Annotated in this window: 16 protein-coding genes and 1 pseudogene; 8 read left to right on the forward strand and 9 right to left on the reverse strand. The window is 66.1% G+C overall.

Features of this window, described 5'->3' with window-relative positions; all coding sequences use genetic code 11:
- Nucleotides 1-280: 280 nt before the first annotated feature.
- The 3 genes from LG661_RS00005 to LG661_RS00015 all read left to right on the forward strand — a co-directional run bounded on the left by LG661_RS00005 (nt 281) and on the right by LG661_RS00015 (nt 4,995).
- The gene (locus LG661_RS00005; RefSeq protein WP_230529804.1) at nt 281-2,134 is read left to right on the forward strand and encodes an ABC transporter ATP-binding protein; all 1,854 of its coding nucleotides are present in this window, start codon (nt 281-283) and stop codon (nt 2,132-2,134) included.
- A 90-nt stretch (nt 2,135-2,224) separates the two neighbouring features.
- Nucleotides 2,225-3,661: a M20 family metallopeptidase gene (locus LG661_RS00010; RefSeq protein ID WP_230529805.1), complete on the forward strand. Its 1,437-nt coding sequence runs from the start codon at nt 2,225-2,227 to the stop codon at nt 3,659-3,661.
- A 395-nt stretch (nt 3,662-4,056) separates the two neighbouring features.
- Nucleotides 4,057-4,995: a ring-cleaving dioxygenase gene (locus tag LG661_RS00015; protein ID WP_230529806.1), complete on the forward strand. Its 939-nt coding sequence runs from the start codon at nt 4,057-4,059 to the stop codon at nt 4,993-4,995.
- Here LG661_RS00015 and LG661_RS00020 read toward each other — a convergent pair whose 3' ends face one another.
- Nucleotides 4,996-5,895: a Gfo/Idh/MocA family protein gene (locus tag LG661_RS00020; protein WP_230529807.1), complete on the reverse strand. Its 900-nt coding sequence runs from the start codon at nt 5,893-5,895 to the stop codon at nt 4,996-4,998.
- A 105-nt stretch (nt 5,896-6,000) separates the two neighbouring features.
- Nucleotides 6,001-6,822 carry a MipA/OmpV family protein gene (locus LG661_RS00025; RefSeq protein WP_230529808.1) on the reverse strand — a complete coding sequence of 274 codons (822 nt, stop codon included), beginning with the start codon at nt 6,820-6,822 and terminating at the stop codon, nt 6,001-6,003.
- Between the two features lie 197 nt (nt 6,823-7,019).
- Here LG661_RS00025 and LG661_RS00030 point away from each other — a divergent pair.
- The 3 genes and pseudogenes from LG661_RS00030 to LG661_RS00040 form a co-directional block, all read left to right on the forward strand.
- Nucleotides 7,020-7,322: pseudogene (locus tag LG661_RS00030) on the forward strand (universal stress protein); the annotation flags it as partial.
- Between the two features lie 241 nt (nt 7,323-7,563).
- Entirely contained in the window at nt 7,564-7,887 is a 324-nt protein-coding gene (locus LG661_RS00035; protein WP_230529809.1) for a universal stress protein, read from the forward strand.
- Nucleotides 7,888-8,068: 181 nt separating this feature from the next.
- Complete coding sequence (locus LG661_RS00040) at nt 8,069-8,227, forward strand: hypothetical protein (RefSeq protein ID WP_230529810.1); 159 nt, start codon at nt 8,069-8,071, stop codon at nt 8,225-8,227.
- A 227-nt stretch (nt 8,228-8,454) separates the two neighbouring features.
- Here LG661_RS00040 and LG661_RS00045 read toward each other — a convergent pair whose 3' ends face one another.
- The 3 genes from LG661_RS00045 to LG661_RS00055 all read right to left on the reverse strand — a co-directional run bounded on the left by LG661_RS00045 (nt 8,455) and on the right by LG661_RS00055 (nt 10,930).
- Nucleotides 8,455-9,306 carry a universal stress protein gene (locus tag LG661_RS00045; protein ID WP_230529811.1) on the reverse strand — a complete coding sequence of 284 codons (852 nt, stop codon included), beginning with the start codon at nt 9,304-9,306 and terminating at the stop codon, nt 8,455-8,457.
- A gap of 107 nt (nt 9,307-9,413) precedes the next feature.
- Nucleotides 9,414-10,277 carry an HAD family hydrolase gene (locus LG661_RS00050; RefSeq protein ID WP_230529812.1) on the reverse strand — a complete coding sequence of 288 codons (864 nt, stop codon included), beginning with the start codon at nt 10,275-10,277 and terminating at the stop codon, nt 9,414-9,416.
- A 68-nt stretch (nt 10,278-10,345) separates the two neighbouring features.
- Entirely contained in the window at nt 10,346-10,930 is a 585-nt protein-coding gene (locus LG661_RS00055) for an NAD(P)H-dependent oxidoreductase (RefSeq protein WP_230529813.1), read from the reverse strand.
- Nucleotides 10,931-11,052: 122 nt separating this feature from the next.
- Between LG661_RS00055 and LG661_RS00060 the strand changes: the two genes are divergently transcribed.
- Entirely contained in the window at nt 11,053-11,505 is a 453-nt protein-coding gene (locus tag LG661_RS00060) for a host attachment family protein (protein WP_230529814.1), read from the forward strand.
- Here LG661_RS00060 and LG661_RS00065 read toward each other — a convergent pair.
- Nucleotides 11,469-11,831 (reverse strand): hypothetical protein, encoded by a 363-nt coding sequence (locus LG661_RS00065; protein WP_230529815.1) that lies wholly within the window; start codon nt 11,829-11,831, stop codon nt 11,469-11,471. The genes LG661_RS00060 and LG661_RS00065 overlap by 37 nt on opposite strands.
- A 229-nt stretch (nt 11,832-12,060) precedes the next feature.
- Here LG661_RS00065 and LG661_RS00070 point away from each other — a divergent pair, with 229 nt between their 5' ends.
- Nucleotides 12,061-12,264: a hypothetical protein gene (locus LG661_RS00070; protein ID WP_230529816.1), complete on the forward strand. Its 204-nt coding sequence runs from the start codon at nt 12,061-12,063 to the stop codon at nt 12,262-12,264.
- 111 nt (nt 12,265-12,375) lie between these two features.
- On the opposite strand, the gene LG661_RS00075 is transcribed toward LG661_RS00070, so the two are convergent.
- From LG661_RS00075 to LG661_RS00085, 3 genes are all read right to left on the reverse strand, one after another.
- Nucleotides 12,376-13,227: a sulfite exporter TauE/SafE family protein gene (locus LG661_RS00075; RefSeq protein WP_230529817.1), complete on the reverse strand. Its 852-nt coding sequence runs from the start codon at nt 13,225-13,227 to the stop codon at nt 12,376-12,378.
- A gap of 89 nt (nt 13,228-13,316) precedes the next feature.
- Nucleotides 13,317-14,039 (reverse strand): DUF1028 domain-containing protein, encoded by a 723-nt coding sequence (locus tag LG661_RS00080; RefSeq protein WP_230529818.1) that lies wholly within the window; start codon nt 14,037-14,039, stop codon nt 13,317-13,319.
- A gap of 12 nt (nt 14,040-14,051) precedes the next feature.
- The gene (locus tag LG661_RS00085; protein ID WP_230529819.1) at nt 14,052-15,842 is read right to left on the reverse strand and encodes a gamma-glutamyltransferase family protein; all 1,791 of its coding nucleotides are present in this window, start codon (nt 15,840-15,842) and stop codon (nt 14,052-14,054) included.
- Between the last annotated feature and the right edge of the window lie 14 nt (nt 15,843-15,856).

Here is a 15,856-nt window from a genome sequence, read left to right on the forward strand (position 1 = left end):
TCAAAACACCAAGAGCCCTCTTGCCACGCAGGCGCCGTCCACACACGGCCTTACACGGAAGACGACTCTGTCTTGCTGAAGTCCTTTGCCCCGGATCAGGGCCAGCTCGTTTGGAGGGGCACATAGCAAACGAGTTCTTTTAGACTCTTTTCTCCCCCAGAAGCCGTTTGCGAATTCCCAAAAGCACCCAGCCCCCACTTTCGCCACCAGACAACCAAAGATTGCTGCATCATGCGTCCGCTGCCCGCTGTGATTCGGGTCCTACGCTGACGAGACGCCGATGTTCCGCTACTTCGAGACCCGGATCGACTTCATGAAGCGCCCGCCGGAGGAGTCTCCGCCGGATACGCTCTGGGGCTTCTACTGGCACTTCATCAGGCAGGCGAAGGGCCTGTTCTTCGCGCTCTTCGCCATCGGCTTCGTCCTGGCGGTGGTCGAGGCGCTGGTGCCCTATCTCATCGGGCAACTGGTCAACGCCCTGTCGCAGACCTCGCCCGAGGGGGTGCTGCGCGAGGCCGGGCCGCTGCTGCTGCTCATGGCGGGCATGATCCTGATCGTGCGGCCCGTCGGCACCCTGCTGTTTCGCCTCCTGGTCAACCACTCGCTGGCGGTCTCCTTCACCAACATGGTCCACTGGCAGAACTACTGGCACGCGGTGCGCCAGCCCTTAAACTTCTTCCAGGAGGATTTCGCGGGGCGGATCGCCAACCGGGTGCTGCAGACCGGGCGGCCCCTGCGCGAGACGATTCTCTCCGTCGCCCGCGCGGTCTGGCAGATCCTGATCTTCGGCGCGGCCTCCATCGGGCTTCTCGCCACGCAGGACATCCGGCTCGCCATGCCCATGGCCGGATGGTTCGTGCTCTACGCCGCGCTCCTCGTTTATTTCCTGCCGCGCATCCAAGTCCGCTCGCGGGAATCGAGCGAGGCGCGCTCCGCCGTGACGGGGAAGGTGGTGGACAGCTTCACCAACATGATGACCGTCAAGCTCTTCGGGCGCAGGCGGGACGAGGATGCCTATATCAGCGAGGGCTATCGCCGGGTGAACGACGTTTTTCTGCGCCAGCAGCGCATGAACACGATGTACGTGGCGGGGCTGGTCTTTCTCAACGCGGTCTTCCTGGTCGCGACCGGCGCGGTCGCCGTGTGGCTGTTCAGCCTGAACCGCCTGGATGCGGGCATGATGACCACGGCGCTGCTTCTATCGACGCAGATCGTCTCCATGTCCGGCTGGGTCGGCTTCGAGATCATGAGCATCTTCGAGAATGTCGGCACCGTGCAGGAAGGCATGAAGACCATCGCGCGCCCGCTCACCATGCAGGACAAGCCGCATGCACGGCCCCTCGCGGTCACGCGCGGCGAGGTCCGCTTCGAGAATGTCAGCTTCTCCTACGGCGACGGCGAGAGGGTCATCGAGCGCATGAACCTCACCATCCGTCCGGGCGAAAAGATCGGGCTCGTCGGCCGCTCGGGCGTCGGCAAGACGACCCTCGTCAACCTGCTCCTGCGCTTCTTCGAGCCGCAGGAAGGCCGCATCCTCATTGACGGGCAGGACGTCGCCGATGTGCTGGAGGAAAGCCTGCGGTCACAGATTTCGGTGGTGGCGCAGGACACCTCGCTGCTTCACCGCTCCATCGCGGAAAACATCCTTTACGGCCGCCCCGATGCCGGGGAGGAGGCCATGCGCGAGGCCGCGCGCCAAGCCCATGCGGCGGAGTTCATCGAGCGCCTCGCCGACAGCAAGGGACGGCGGGCCTACGAGGCGCATGTGGGCGAGCGGGGAGTGAAGCTCTCGGACGGACAGCGTCAGCGCATCGCCATCGCCCGCGTGATCCTCAAGGACGCCCCTATCCTGGTGCTGGACGAGGCGACCTCGGCGCTCGATTCCGAGGTCGAGGCGGCCATCCAGGAATCCCTTGCCACCCTCATGCAGGGCAAGACGGTGATCGCCATCGCCCACCGCCTCTCGACGCTCCAGCTCATGGACCGCCTGATCGTCATGGACGAGGGCCGCCTCGTGGAGGAGGGGGCGCACGAGGAGCTTCTGGACAGGGGCGGGATCTATGCTGGCCTCTGGGCGCGCCAGTCCGGCGGGTTTCTCGCTCCGCGCAAGGGCGCGCGGGATGCGGTGGCCTGACACTCGCGCAGGCGGCGCGCCTCCCTTCCGTATCCGCCCGATGGCGGATAGGGTGCCTCCCATTCCAACAACCCTGAGATTGCCTGCCCCATGCACAACGATCCCCTGAGCCTCGACGCCATTGCCAAGCACGTGGATGCGAAGGCGGCCGATTACTGCGGCTTGAGCGACCGCATCTGGGCTGCGCCGGAGCTTGCCTTCGAGGAGCACCGCGCCGTGGCCGAGCAGGTGGCCATGCTGGAGCGCGAGGGCTTTCGCATCGCGAAGAATGTGGGCGGCATGGCCACCGCCTTCGTCGCGGAATGGGGCTCGGGCGGTCCCGTCGTCGGGATTCTCGGTGAGTTCGACGCGCTGCCGGATCTGGCGCAGGAATCGGGGGTGACGGCGCACAAGCCCACGCAGGCCGGCACGCCGGGCCATGGCTGCGGGCACAATCTTCTGGGAGCAGGCTCGGCGCTCGCTGCCGTGGCGCTCAAGGATGCGCTGGAGGCGGAGGGCATTGCAGGCACGGTGCGCTATTACGGCTGTCCGGCGGAGGAGAGCGGCTCCGGAAAGACCTTCATGGCGCGGGCGGGCCTGTTCGACGATCTCGACGCCGCCTTCTGCTGGCATCCGCACGTGATCAACGAGGTCTCGACCACCTCGTCGCTCGCCTGCATCCAGGCCTATTTCCGCTTCCGCGGCCGCGCGGCGCATGCCGCCGCTTCGCCGGAGCTTGGGCGCTCCGCGCTCGACGCGGTGGAGCTGATGAATGTGGGCGTGAACTACATGCGCGAGCACATGCCCTCGGACGCGCGCGTGCACTATGCCGTCACCAACACGGGCGGCGATGCGCCCAACGTCGTGCAGGCCTATGCGGAATCGCTCTATCTCGTGCGTTCGCCCTTCCTGCCCGATGCGGAGCGCCTCTTCGAGCGCGTGAAGAAGATCGCGGAAGGCGCAGCGCTGATGACGGAGACATCCGTGTCGGTGCAGATCACGGACGCGACCTCCAACGTCGTTCCCAACAAGGCGCTGCAGGAGGCCATGTACGAGAACATGAAGCGCCTCGGCCCGCCCGCCTACGACGAGCAGGACTACGCCTTCGCAAAGGATCTCCAGCAGGCCGCGATCACGGAGGAGGACATCCTAGCGAGCGTGAAGCCCTACGACATCTCGCTCAGGTCCAAGGTGCTGCACGACGGCGTGCTTTCCATGCCGACCCGCGAAGAGGTGATGATGGGTACCACGGATGTCGGCGACGTGAGCTGGATCGTGCCGACCGTCCAGTGCCATACGGCGTGCTTTGCGGTGGGAACGCCCTTCCACACCTGGCAGCTCGTCACGCAGGGCAACCTGCCCGCGGCGCATAAGGGCATGGTGCTCGCGGCCAAGGCCATGGCCGCCACAGCCGCCGACTGCCTGCGCAACCCGGACCTCATCGCCCGCGCGAAGGCGGAGCTGAAGGAGCGCACCGGCGGCCGCGCCTATCGCTGCCCGATCCCCGACGACGTGACCCCCGACGACCTGCGCGCCAAGGCGGCGTGAGGACTTTCCCCTCACCCTTGCGGGGAGGGGCCAGGGATGGGGGTGGTCCGACTGGGTGAGCGTCCGTTCAAGCGCAGCGCTGAACACCTCTCCTTGTGGGAGAGGTCGGACCGTCAGGTCCGGGTGAGGGGTTACTGACCTCTCCGGATCGACCTGTAACGCCTCACCCTCGCTGCGCTCGACCTCTCCCTCAGGGAGAGGTGGGGCTGTAGCGGCGTCGCGTTTCCATCGTGAGGCGCAGAGACTGACTTTCTGAGTAACATCTCTCAATCCTGCCCGCAGAAGAAGGGTGAATGCGTCATCTTGCATCCAGGCAAGCTCAGCTTGGCGCTCCCTCGGGTCGCGCTTGCAGGCCTGCAACTCTATCTTGATGGCAGCACCAGGGAGAAAGCCCCATGAAGCTGACCGGAATCCATCACCTCACCGCCATCACCGCGGACGCCGCCGGCAACCACGCCTTCTACACGCAGGCGCTGGGCCTCAGGCTCGTCAAGAAGACGGTCAACCAGGACGATGTGAGCGCCTATCACCTGTTCTATGCCGACGGCCTCGCCTCGCCCGGAACGGACATCACCTTCTTCGACTGGCCGGTGGGACGCGAGCGGCGCGGCGCCCACAGCATCTCGCGCACGGGGCTTCGTGTGAACGGCGAACGCTCCCTGCAATGGTGGAAGGAGCGCTTTGCTTCCCTCAACATCCGGCACGAGGCCGTCGTCGAGCGCGACGGGCGGCTCACCCTCGACTTCGAGGATTTCGAGGGCCAGCGCCTGAGCCTCGTGGACGATGGCGGGCAGGGCGAGGCGCACCCCTGGGAGCGCAGCCCCGTCCCGGCCGAGCACCAGATCCGGGGCCTCGGGCCCATCACCATGAGCGTGCCGCGGCTCGACCGCACCGCCCGCGTCCTGACCGAGGCGATGGACATGCGTGCGGAGCGGGAATACCGCGTCGGCGACGCCACGGTCCACGTCTTCGCCATGGGCGAGGGCGGAGCGGCGGCGGAGCTGCATGTGGCCGTGGAGCCCCATCTGCCGATGGCGAAGCCGGGTGCTGGCGGCGTGCACCATGTCGCCTTCCGCACGCCCGATGAAAAGACGTACCAGGAATGCTGGGAGCGCCTGCAGAACCTGCGCGCGCCCTCCAGCGGCCCGGTGGATCGCTACTATTTCAAGAGCCTCTATTTCCGCGAGCCGAACGGAATCCTGTTCGAGATCGCCACCGACGGGCCGGGCTTCGATGCGGACGAACCCATGGATAGGCTCGGCAAGCGCCTCGCGCTCCCGCCTTTCCTGGAGCCGCGCCGGGCCGAGATCGAGGCGGGCCTGAAGCCCCTGTAATCAGGGCTTCAGGATCCCTTCGATAACATCGACGACCCGGGCCGCCTCCTCGAACGTGGCGAGGCGGCTCGGCTGGCCGGATAGAAGCCTTGCGAGTTCCGTCACCTGGTTCGAATCCGCCCGGGCCGGCGCGATGTCGCCGCTCTCGTGAGTCAGGCGGTACCACTCGGTCATCACGGCCGAGCTCTTCGACCCCTTCACCTCGAAACGGTCGAACTCCTCCGCCTCGCCCTCCACCGCCGCATCGATAGTGAAGGTGCAGCCGGGAAATTGCAGCCGCGCGCGCATACTCGTCTCGCTCCCCGTCGCGCCGCGCTCGATGGAGCGTTCGGCAAGCGTCGCCTCTCCGAACAGGCGGTGGGCCAGGAAGACGAAGTGGGAGACGACCTCCCGGGTGAAGCCGCCCTGTTCCGGGCCGGCGAGCCACGTCACGGCCCCGTGCTGCCAGCCCCGCGGCCATGTCCTGAAGCGAAGTGTCAGATGAGCCGAAAGCTCCTGTCCGAGAACACCCTCCTCGACGAGCTCCTGCATCCGCAAAGCAGCGGGCGCGGTGGCGAAGGGAAAGTTCACGGCGGACGGAACGCCCGCCTGCCTGACCGCATCGAGGCATCCTCGCGCCGATGCGGGCGAGGCGGCGAGGGGCTTCTCGCAGAACACAGTCTTGCCCGCACCCGCCACGGCCCGCACGATCTCCTCATGCGAGGCAGGCGGCGTCGCGATGTAGACGCAGTCGATGGCGGGATCGGCGATGAGATCCTGCACGCTCCTTGCGCGAGGAATGTCGATTGCCGCCGGCGCGGGATCGTAGCCGGCGATGATCGAGAAATCCGGATTGGCCTTGATGCTGTCGATCAGGCGACGCCCCATGGTGCCGAGCCCGATGATACCGATTCCGTACATGTCGCATTTACCTCGACGCGATTGACGTCATCCCTATAGGGCCTCGCACGGTGGGATGCGAGACGGCCGATCGCGCTATGATGCGTCGGGGAACGGTCGCCTGTTCTAACGGCCGACGCCGAAGGAGTAGGAGACGCTCAAGCCCAAGCCGACCTGATTTTCCGAACCGAAGCGCTCGACGATCGGGCTGTCGGCGGCATCCCCCACGAGGCGCTCGTAGGTGACATAGGCCGTCGTCGACCATTGCTCGGACCAGTCGTAGCTGGCGGCGGCCGTCGCGCCGACGGACGTGATGCCGCCGGACGGTTTGTAGGCGGCGACCTGGCCGTTCAGCGCGGCCTCCAGCGGAGTCACGCCGAAATAGGTGCGGGTGAAGGTATCGTCGCCCAGCGAAAGACGCGGACCGGCGGAGAGAGTGACGGCGCCGAAGCGCTGCACGACGTCGAGGCCGAGATCGGCGACGAAGCCCTCATGCCCGTTGAAGCCGCGCCGGATCTCGGCGCGGGCGCGCAGGAACTCCACGGGCCAGTATTCCAGGAAGAGGCCGGGCTCCACGGCCCAGTCGATCTTCTTGAGGCCGAAAAGCTCCCTGTTGTCTTCCAGGTAGCGTCCGCCCTGGAAGCGGCCGACCACGCCGACCCGGACGGCGGAATCCTCGAGGAACGAGAAGCTCAGGCCGTCATCCGGAGCGCTGAAGCGCTCCGGGGTGCCGGCGCGGCGGAAGCTCAGGGACGGATAGCCGAAGAAGCTGAGATCGTCCGAACCCGGATAGGATGGGCCAACCTTGAGGTTGCCTTTGACAGTCACGATCCAGCCCGAGGGGAGGACGGCAGGCGTGGCGAAAACCGGGTCCGCCGCCCGTGCCGGAAGCAGGGCCGATCCGGCCATGAGCAAGGTGGCGAGGGCGAGGGATCGGGATGCGCGCATGATTCTCAACATCGGTTCGAGCAATACTGCCGTGGTGGCCTCAAACGGGGGCGAGGTCAAGCCACAGACGCGGGCTCCCCGCGAATATGGTTCCCCGAATATCCATCGAGTCAACGGCTTTGATCATGGTCAAATCAATGCCCGATGCTTGTCCTATAGTGCCGGCCTCCTGATCGTTCTCGGAGATTCAGAAGGCCATGTTGAAAAGCATCCTTGTCGCTCTCGACGGCTCCGCCTCGAGCCTGCGGGCCGGGCGGATCGCTCTTGCCATCGCCCATCGCCACAAGGCTCATGTGAAGGGGCTCGGAATCGTCAATTCTGCCTGGATCCAGCGCCCCGAACCGGTTCCCATCGGTGGAACGGCCTTCAAGCGGGCTCTCGACCTGCGCGCCATGCAGGATGCGGCGGAGCGGGTCGAGGCGGTGCTGCAGACCTTTCGCGGGGAGGCGGGGCCGGCGAATGCCGTCTCGCTGGATACCGAGTCGGTGGACGGCAATCCCCTGGACGTGATCGAACTGCAGACCATCGCCCACGATCTCGTGGTGATCGGACGCAACAGCCTCTTCGAGGTGGACGAGGAGACCTACGAGGTGCCTCACTGCGTGGACCGCATCATCCGGGGCGAGCCGCGCCCCGTCCTGCTGGTCCCGCCCAATGCCAACGGGAGCGGCGACAGCGACCTGACAGGGCCTGATGCTCGTGGCCTTCGACGGAAGCCCCGCCGCCTCCCGCGCCCTGCACATGTTCGCGCTCCTGGGGATCGCCCGGGATCAGGCGGTCCATGTCCTGAGCGTCGATATCAGGTCGGAGAAGGACGCCGTCGACAAGGCCGTCCGCGCCAGCGCGCTGCTCGAGCGGCACGGCTATGCGAGCGTTCATCCCATCGGTCTCGGGAACCGCGATGCGGGCGGACCGAGCGAGGCGATCCTCGGAACCGCCAAGGCCCTGCAGGCCTGCATGATCGTCATGGGAGCCTACGGGCACAGCGGCATCCGCGAGATCTTCGGCTCCTGCACGCGGCAGGTCCTCAGCAACTCCACCAAGATGCTCTTCCTGCATCACTAGGACGAGGAGCAAGTCATAGCGAAGCGACGGACTGGCGTGATGGCCATTGTAACCGGAGGATCCCAGTCCGCCTCAAAACATCCTTCGGTTCCTGACATCGATCAAAGCCGTGCGAAGCACCCGGCAGCACGGTGATACGCACAAAGCTCCTGAGGCGGAGCCAAGAGAGAGGAGGATTGTGATGGCGACATTGAAGGCGAACAATTCCAACAGGAAACTTCCCGACGCTTCGGATGCGATGGCATCCTACATCGCGCTTTGGAGATCCTCGGCGGTCGATCTGCCCCTGGCGCTGATGAGCGAGTCGCTGCGCTTCATGGGCCACCGGCTCCAGGCCTAGGCGGACCACATCGCGTCGCTCACCCGCTGCAGGACCTTGGCAGAGGCCATGGAAGCCCAGACCACGTTCACGCGGAATGCGGTTTCGGAATATGCGGCGGAAGCCAACACGATCATGCACGAGGCTCGCTCGGCGGTCGAGGTTCCGTGCGCCGTGGCCTGACGGAGCCTTGCGCGCTCGTGACGAGGGCCCGAGGCGCGAGCCCCGGGCCTTTTCCGTGCGGGTCTTCAGTGAGCGATGAGGACCGGGGATTCGGAGACGGTGAGCATGCTGCGCGTAGCGCCGCCGATCATCCACTCCCGTGCGCGGGAGTGACCGTAGCCGCCCATCACGATCAGGTCGGCCGACAAGCGGCGGGCCTGATCGAGGATCACTTCGTGCGTCTCGTGGTTCTGGCTCTCGACGAGATTGACCTCGACGGAGGTGCCGAGGCGCGTGAGGTGCTTTGCGACATCCGCCGCGGGCTCGCTCCCGACGCCGTCGCGCTTCCTCGGCTCGGGATCGATCGCCAGGACGACTGTGCGCGTGGCCTTGGCGATGAGAGGAGAAGCCTCGGCCACGGCGCGGGCCGCCTCCCGCGTGTCTCGCCAGCAGACGAGAACCCGCCGCAGTGAACCCGGAGGACGATGTCCGGGCGGCACGACGAGGATTCCGCGCCCGCTCTCGAAGAGAACAGCCTCGAACAGGCTGCTCCAGTCCATTGCGCCGTTCCCATCATAGGGACGGCTGGCGACGAAGAGATCGGCCCAGCGGGCCTCGGACGCCGCGCGCCGGGGCAGTTGGCCGAACAGGGCGTCCACGCGCCGGATCTCGTTCGGAACGCCGAGACGGCTGCAGCGCTCGGCGAGCTTCCGCTGGATGCGCCCTCCGGTCTGGCGCGCCTCCTCTTCCAGCGAGACCAGAGCCTCGGCTGCGGCCGCACCCGAATCCATGGGAGCGATCATGGGCATGTCAGGCAAGGGATTCGTCAGAAGACCGGTCACATGGGCCTGCGAGATGGCTGCCACGGCTTCCGCATATCGCAGGCGCTCCTCGTCCTGCGCGCTTCCGTCCAGGTGAACGAGGACATCCTTGATCATTGCAGTTCTCCGGTCGTGAATACCTATCCGACGGGAAACAGCTACGCCGATTTGGCTCCGTCCGAATTGACGCGAATCAAGAATTTTGTCCGTCCGGCCGAAGCCGGCTATTCCTTTGCACCGAGCCGTCGCAAGGCGACCTTCCGGGCGACGCTTTCCACCGCCAGAACGAGCGACTGCATCAGTTCGGAGCCCTCGCCGTAATCCGTAGGGGCAAGGTTCTGCACGCGTCTGTCCGGGTCCATCCGCTCCATGCCCCGCCAGCCGTCGGCCTGGTCGCCCTTGTAGATGCCGATGGCGATGCCGCCGCGGTCGTTGAGAAGGCGGAAGACGGCCATGTCGCTGCTGCCGTCGCCGACATAGATGAACTGATCGAGTGGCACGTGCCAGTCCTCCGCGGCCACGTCCTGATAGACATGTGCCGGGGCATTCGGGCCCGTCGGGTCGAGCCCCTTGCAGAGCGCCAGGAGGTAGCGGACCTTCTCGGGATGGGTGAGGACGAGCCTGGGAAAATCCAGTTCGCCGGTTCTCTCGTCGAAGTGGAGCTTCGTCCCCCACAGCGAATCGACATGGGATGCAACGGCTGTCGCCGCCATGACTTCGAAGAGACCCGAACTGATCACGTGAAACTCGACCTGCAGGTCCTGCGCGATGTGCTGGGCCACCTGGCGCAACCTGTCGAACATCGCCGGTACGCCCTGGTACGGCTCGAGGTCACGGCCCGTTTCCTCCACCATGTCCCTTGTGATCGTGACAGGTCCGGCGCTGGACATCCGGATGAGACCGTAGATCTTCGCGAGGATCTCCTCGAACCCTTGGTCGAGAAGCGGCCTGATGGTCTCTCTCTTCCAGGCGTCAGGATCCGCCCCGCAGCGCTGCAAAAGAGCATCGAGAGTGCTGGGAGCCAGCGTCAGGTCGAAGTCGAACACGATCGCGGTGCGGTCGTGAAAGCTCTGCGTTGCGCTTGTCATCCCTGTCCCGCCGCGTTCGAGAGGCCTTTGAAGGGGTTAGAGTGCGGCGGGAGAGATTCAAGGGCGGATCACTGGCCCTTGCGGCCGTAGGCGCGCATGGCGTCGAGCCATTTGCGGTGCTTGGCCTCGTCCGGCGAGGCGACGCTGCCGATCAGGCTCGTCCTGACCGGTCCGATGCCGACGAAGCTGAGAATGCTGCGCTTGAGGCTCTTGAGGCTGTGGGCGCGGAAATACAGGCGATAGATGAAGGCCGGCATCCCCATGGTCACGACGATTCGGGCGGACTTTCCCTTCAGATGCTTGATCGGCATGCCGTTGGGCTTATAGCGGAAGGCGAAGCCGGGCCGGAAGACCTGCTCGAGGAACGCCTTCAGGACCGCCGGCATCGTGCCGAGCCAGAGCGGATAGATGATGACGAGATGATCGGCCCAGCCGATGGCGTCCTGGGATTCCCGAAGGCTCTCGGGCAGGTCGCCCTTCTCCCATTCCTGCTGGGAGCGGACGAAGGGCAGGTCCATGGAGCCCAGCGTGATCGTCCGGACCATGTGTCCGCTCTCTTCGGCACCCTCGCGATAGGCCTGGGCCAGGGCGTGGCAGAAATGATTGCGTTCGGAATCCGGGTGACCGTCGATGATAGCAATGCGGTGCGGCACGGGGCTGCTCCTTCGGCACGATCATTCCATGATGCGCCCGGCGCGTGCGTTCCGATATGATCTGCGTCAAGGCGGCCCGGGACAGCCTGGCCGAAGATGATCCGGTATGAAGGAGCATCTTCGTGAGAAAAGAACTCAAGCTTCCCCATGACGGCCTGGTCCTCGTCAGCGACGGCCGGAAGGCCCTGTTCCTGAAGAACCAGGGCGACGACCTCTATCCCAACCTCCAGGTGGAGCGCGTGCTACAGGCGCCCGACAACCCGCAGACGCGTCAGCACGGAACGGATAAGCCGGGTCAGTCGGCGATGATGGGCCAGCGCAGCGCTGTCGAGCAGACCGACTGGCACGATCTGGCGGAGCGGAAATTTGCGGGCGAGGTGGCCGAGGCGCTCAACGCAACCTGCTTCAACGCGGGCGTGAAGGCCATCATCGTTGCGGCGCCGCCGCGCACCCTGGCCGAACTCCGCCAGCGCTTCTCGGAGGCGGTGAAGCAGCGGATCGTTGCGGAGGTCAACAAGGATCTGACGAAGCACCCCGTCTACGAGATCGAGCAGCACCTGATGGCGGATGCCTGATTCGGATCGGCGGCCGGGGGTGTCTGGTTCCCGGCTGCCGCTCGCCGCTCGGGAATGGAGGCGACGGCAGCCCTGCCGCCGCTCCGCATGCGCATGAAGAGATAGAAGCCGTTCAGTCGCGTGCCGCGGTCCGCCTCTTCATCGAACAGGCCCCACAGGCGCGTTTCCCGCGGGGTCAGCGTCAGGCAGTACTGCCATTCCGAACCCTGGATGAGTCCCGGCACGGCGCGATCCTCCGGGACGGCGCAGTAGATGTCGGGTTCGAGAGTGCGGCGAAAGAGGTTGTAGGTCGGCCGGCCGGCGGCTTCGTCCGAGGTCCTGTCCATTGATTGCCCCTGGTGCGGTTTTCGTCATGCCTTTCCAGGAAAGAAAAGCTGAAACCGCTCAGCCCGATGCACATCAAAGGAAGGCCGCTTTCGGACTGTCTCTTCCGGATGATCTCTTTTGGAGCGGCGCAGTGCAGGAGGGGGTAGAAAACCGGAGCCGTTTTCGTGCTCCCGGAGAACTTTCGGGCCATGGGGCGGTTGTCCGGGGACGAAGGAGAAAGCCCCCGCGATGCCGTTCGCCAGCAGCCGGCCCCAGCCGGACGAGTTCTACCCGAAGCCGCCGCCGACGGAACCGACGCCGGCCGTGCCGGTCCCGTCCGAGGCTCCTCCGACGCCGACGGAGCCGCCGGTCATTCCCTCACCCATGCCCGAGCAGCCCTCGGAGCCGCGCCAGCCGGTGATCCATCCGACGCCGCCGCCGGAAATTCCCTAGAGCATCGTGCGGAAAAGTGATCCGGTTTTCCGCACTCAACGATACTCTCATCATAAGAGAAAGCATCGGATGGGATCCCAAAAGTGCAAGTTCACTTTTGGATCCGATGCTTTAGTCGAGCAGGCTGATCGCGAAGCGGCCGCAGACCACGAGCAGGAAGATGCCGAAGGCGACCTCGAGGCGGCGCTTCGAGAGCCTGTGTGCGAGGCGCGCTCCGACGGGCGCCATCCAGGTGCTGGTGGGGATGAAGAGCAGGAGGCCGATGAGCGAGATGTAGCCCAGGGCCAGCGGCGGCTGGAAGGCGATCACGTACGGGTAATCCGCCATGTGCGGCCAGCCCGCATAGATGTAGCCGACGGCGCCGGGGATCGAGATCAGGATGCCGAGACCCGAGGAGGTTGCGACCGCCTGGTGGATCGGGCGGTTGTAGAAGGTCATGAACAGGTTCGAGAGCTGGCCGCCGCCGATGCCCATGAGGGCCGAGAGCACGCCGATGAGCCAGCCATAGGCGATCATGATGGGCTTGGCCGGCATGTCGAGACCGAAGCGCCAGGTATCCTTGCCGAAGAGCAGGCGGACGGCCGAGACGCCGGCCACGATCACGAAGACCGACTTGAACAGGTCCGCTGGCGCATAGCGGGCGATCACGCTTCCCATGACGACGCCCACGATGACCGGGGCGGCCCAGATCTTCAGGATTGACATGTCGACCGCGCCCTTGGCCCTGTGCGCGTTGAAGGAGCGGATCGAGGTCGGAATGATGATGGCGAGCGAGGTGCCCACGGAGAGCGGCATCCGCACTCCGTCCGGCACCTCCAGGATGCGGAAGAGCTCGTAAAGGATCGGCACCGCCACTGCGCCGCCGCCGACGCCGAAGACGCCTGCGAGAATGCCGGTGAGCGCGCCCGCCGCGAGCAGGGCGACCACGAGCCAGGCCAGATCGAAGAGAGGAATGCCGAACATGAGGGAAACCGTCGTTGGGCCGGCGCGGATGCCAGCCGGAGGCTCATGCGCCCTTTCGGACGCGATGACAAGCGAAGCCGAGCACAGCCCTAGGCGGAGGGCAGTCGCGCGCGTTCCTGGATCTCCTGCGCCCGCCGGTCGATCCAGGCCCGGTCCGTGATGCCGCCTGGATCGGAGCGGGTCGCCATGGCGTCCATGAAGGCGAGAAAGCGCTCATGGGCGACGCCGTAGAGACGGCGAAGCTCCTGCAGGGGCTCTGCGTGATCGTCGACGCGCAGGTCGAGCATGGGATAGGGCTCGTCGCGCCAGATCTTGATGGCGGCGGATTGCTTGCCGCGCTTGTCGCCGCCCTGCGCCTGCCCCGCATCGAGCGCCGTCATCAGGCGGTCGGCGAATGGCAGGTTGCTCCGGCGCGTGAAGGTCTCCAGCGTCGCCTCGATCACGGCGGAACCCGCCAGCATGTTGCCGGCAACCGACACGCCTGCATCCGTGAGGTGCCCGCACCACTCCACGCATTCGGCGCCCGTATGGGCCGCCGTCCGGCCCTCCCGGTCGATGACATGGAGCTGGCGGACCTCGCGCCCGGGATCGCCTGCGGTCAGAATCGCCACGATCTCCTCGGCGCTGCGCCCCTCCGCCAGTAGCCTGACGCCGTCCGTTCCGTAGAGCGGATTGACGAGGGCCTGGGTTGCAAGCGCCCCGACCCGCGCCGCGCCGTAGGGGCAGAGCGCCCCGACGGCGAAGAACTTCGTCGTGACGGCGACGCCGAAGGCGCCGGTCTCAGGATCCTTGGCGACGATCGACCAGGTCATGGCGCGAGATCCTTACCGTCCGACCGCATAGGCCTGCATCAGGCGCGGCGTGGCGGCGCCGTGCAGGAGCCCGTCCTTGTCGCGGCTCGCCGCGACAAGGCGGCCCACCGTCCAGGCGGGTGCGACCTCCACGTCGTGGCCGCGCGCGCGCAGGGCGTCGAGCGTTGCCTCTCCGAAGCTCTCCTCGGCCATGAGGTGGCCGGGCTTCTGTTCGCGCGGATAGAAGGACGAGGGGAAATGCGCCGTGTGCGACATGGGCTGGTCGATCGCTTCCTGCAGGTTGAGACCGTGATGGGCATGGCGCAGGAAGAGGAGGAGCTGCCATTGCTCCTGCTGGTCGCCGCCGGGTGAGCCGAAGACCATGTAGGGCTCGCCGTCCTTTTCCGCGAGCGTCGGGGTGAGCGTCGTGCGCGGGCGCTTGCCGGGGGCAAGGCTCGCGGGCAGGCCCTCCTCCAGCCAGAACATCTGGGCGCGTGAGTTGAGCATGAAGCCGAGTTCGGGAATGACCGGCGAGGATTGCAGCCAGCCGCCGGAGGGCATGGCCGCGATCATGTTGCCGAAGCGGTCGACCACGTCGATATGCACCGTGTCGCCGCGGCGCGCCGAGCGCATGGAGGCCAGGGTCGGTTCGCCGCCGGATACCTTACGGTCCGTGGTGGAGAGTTCGCGCAGGGCCTTCATCGTGCGCTCGACCTGGGCCTCGTAGCCCTCCACGCGGCCGGGGCGGAGCTCCAGCGAGGCCTTGCCGCCGATGAGCTTGCGGCGCTCGTCGTTGTAGGCGTCCGAGAGCAGGGCCTGGATCGGAACATCCACGAAGTCGGGGTCGCCGTAATAGGCCTCGCGGTCGGCAAACGCCAGCTTCATGGCCTCCGTGACGGTGTGGATGAATTCGGGGCTCGTGGTGCCCATGGACGAGAGGTCGAAACTCTTCAGAAGCGCCAGCGTCTGCAGGAAGACCGGTCCCTGGCCCCAGGGCCTGATCTTGTTCACCCGGAAGTTATGGTAATCGTAGGTCTGCGGAACGTCGTAGCTCGCCTGCCACTTCGCCATGTCGTCGGCGGTGAGCACGCCGCGGTGGCGCGAGCCGCTTTGGTCCATGACCTCCGTCTTGCGCACGAAGGCGTCGATGGCCTCCGCCACGAAGCCCTTGTAGAAGGCGCTGCGCGCCGCCTCGATCTGCGCCTCGCGGCCGCTCTTTCCCTCCGCCTCGCGGATGATGCGCTTCCAGGTCTCGGCGAGCTGCGGATTGCGGAAGAGCTGGTGCGGCTTCGGAGCCTCCCCGCCGGGAAGATACACGGCGGCGGAGGTCGGCCACTCGGTCTCGAAGAAGCTCTTCAGGTCCTTAATGGTGTTGGCGACGCGCGGCAGCAGCGGATGGCCCTGCTCGGCGTAGTAGATGGCGGGCTCTAGCACCTCGCGGAGCGAGAGCATGCCGTGGTCCCGCAGGAGCAGCATCCAGGCGTCGAACGCGCCGGGGATGACGGTGGCGAGGAGCCCGTTGCCGGGGATGAGCTTCAGGCCCTCGCGCTTGTAGTGCTCGATGGTCGCGCCCTTCGGCGCAGTGCCCTGGCCGCAGAGTACCTCGATCTTCTTCGTCTTCGCCGAGTAGAACACGGCCGGGACCTCGCCCGAGGGACCGACGAGGTGCGGCTCGACCACCTGGAGCACGAAGGCCGAGGCGACGCAGGCGTCGAAGGCGTTGCCGCCCTTCTCCAGCATCGACATGCCGGCGGCCGAGGCCAGCCAATGGGTCGAGGTGACGATCCCGAAGGTTCCGAGGATCTCAGGCCGTGTCGTAAACATCTGTTCTATCCGAG

This window comes from Microvirga roseola (assembly GCF_020866965.1).
In the GTDB taxonomy this organism is placed as follows: Bacteria; Pseudomonadota; Alphaproteobacteria; order Rhizobiales; family Beijerinckiaceae; genus Microvirga; species Microvirga roseola.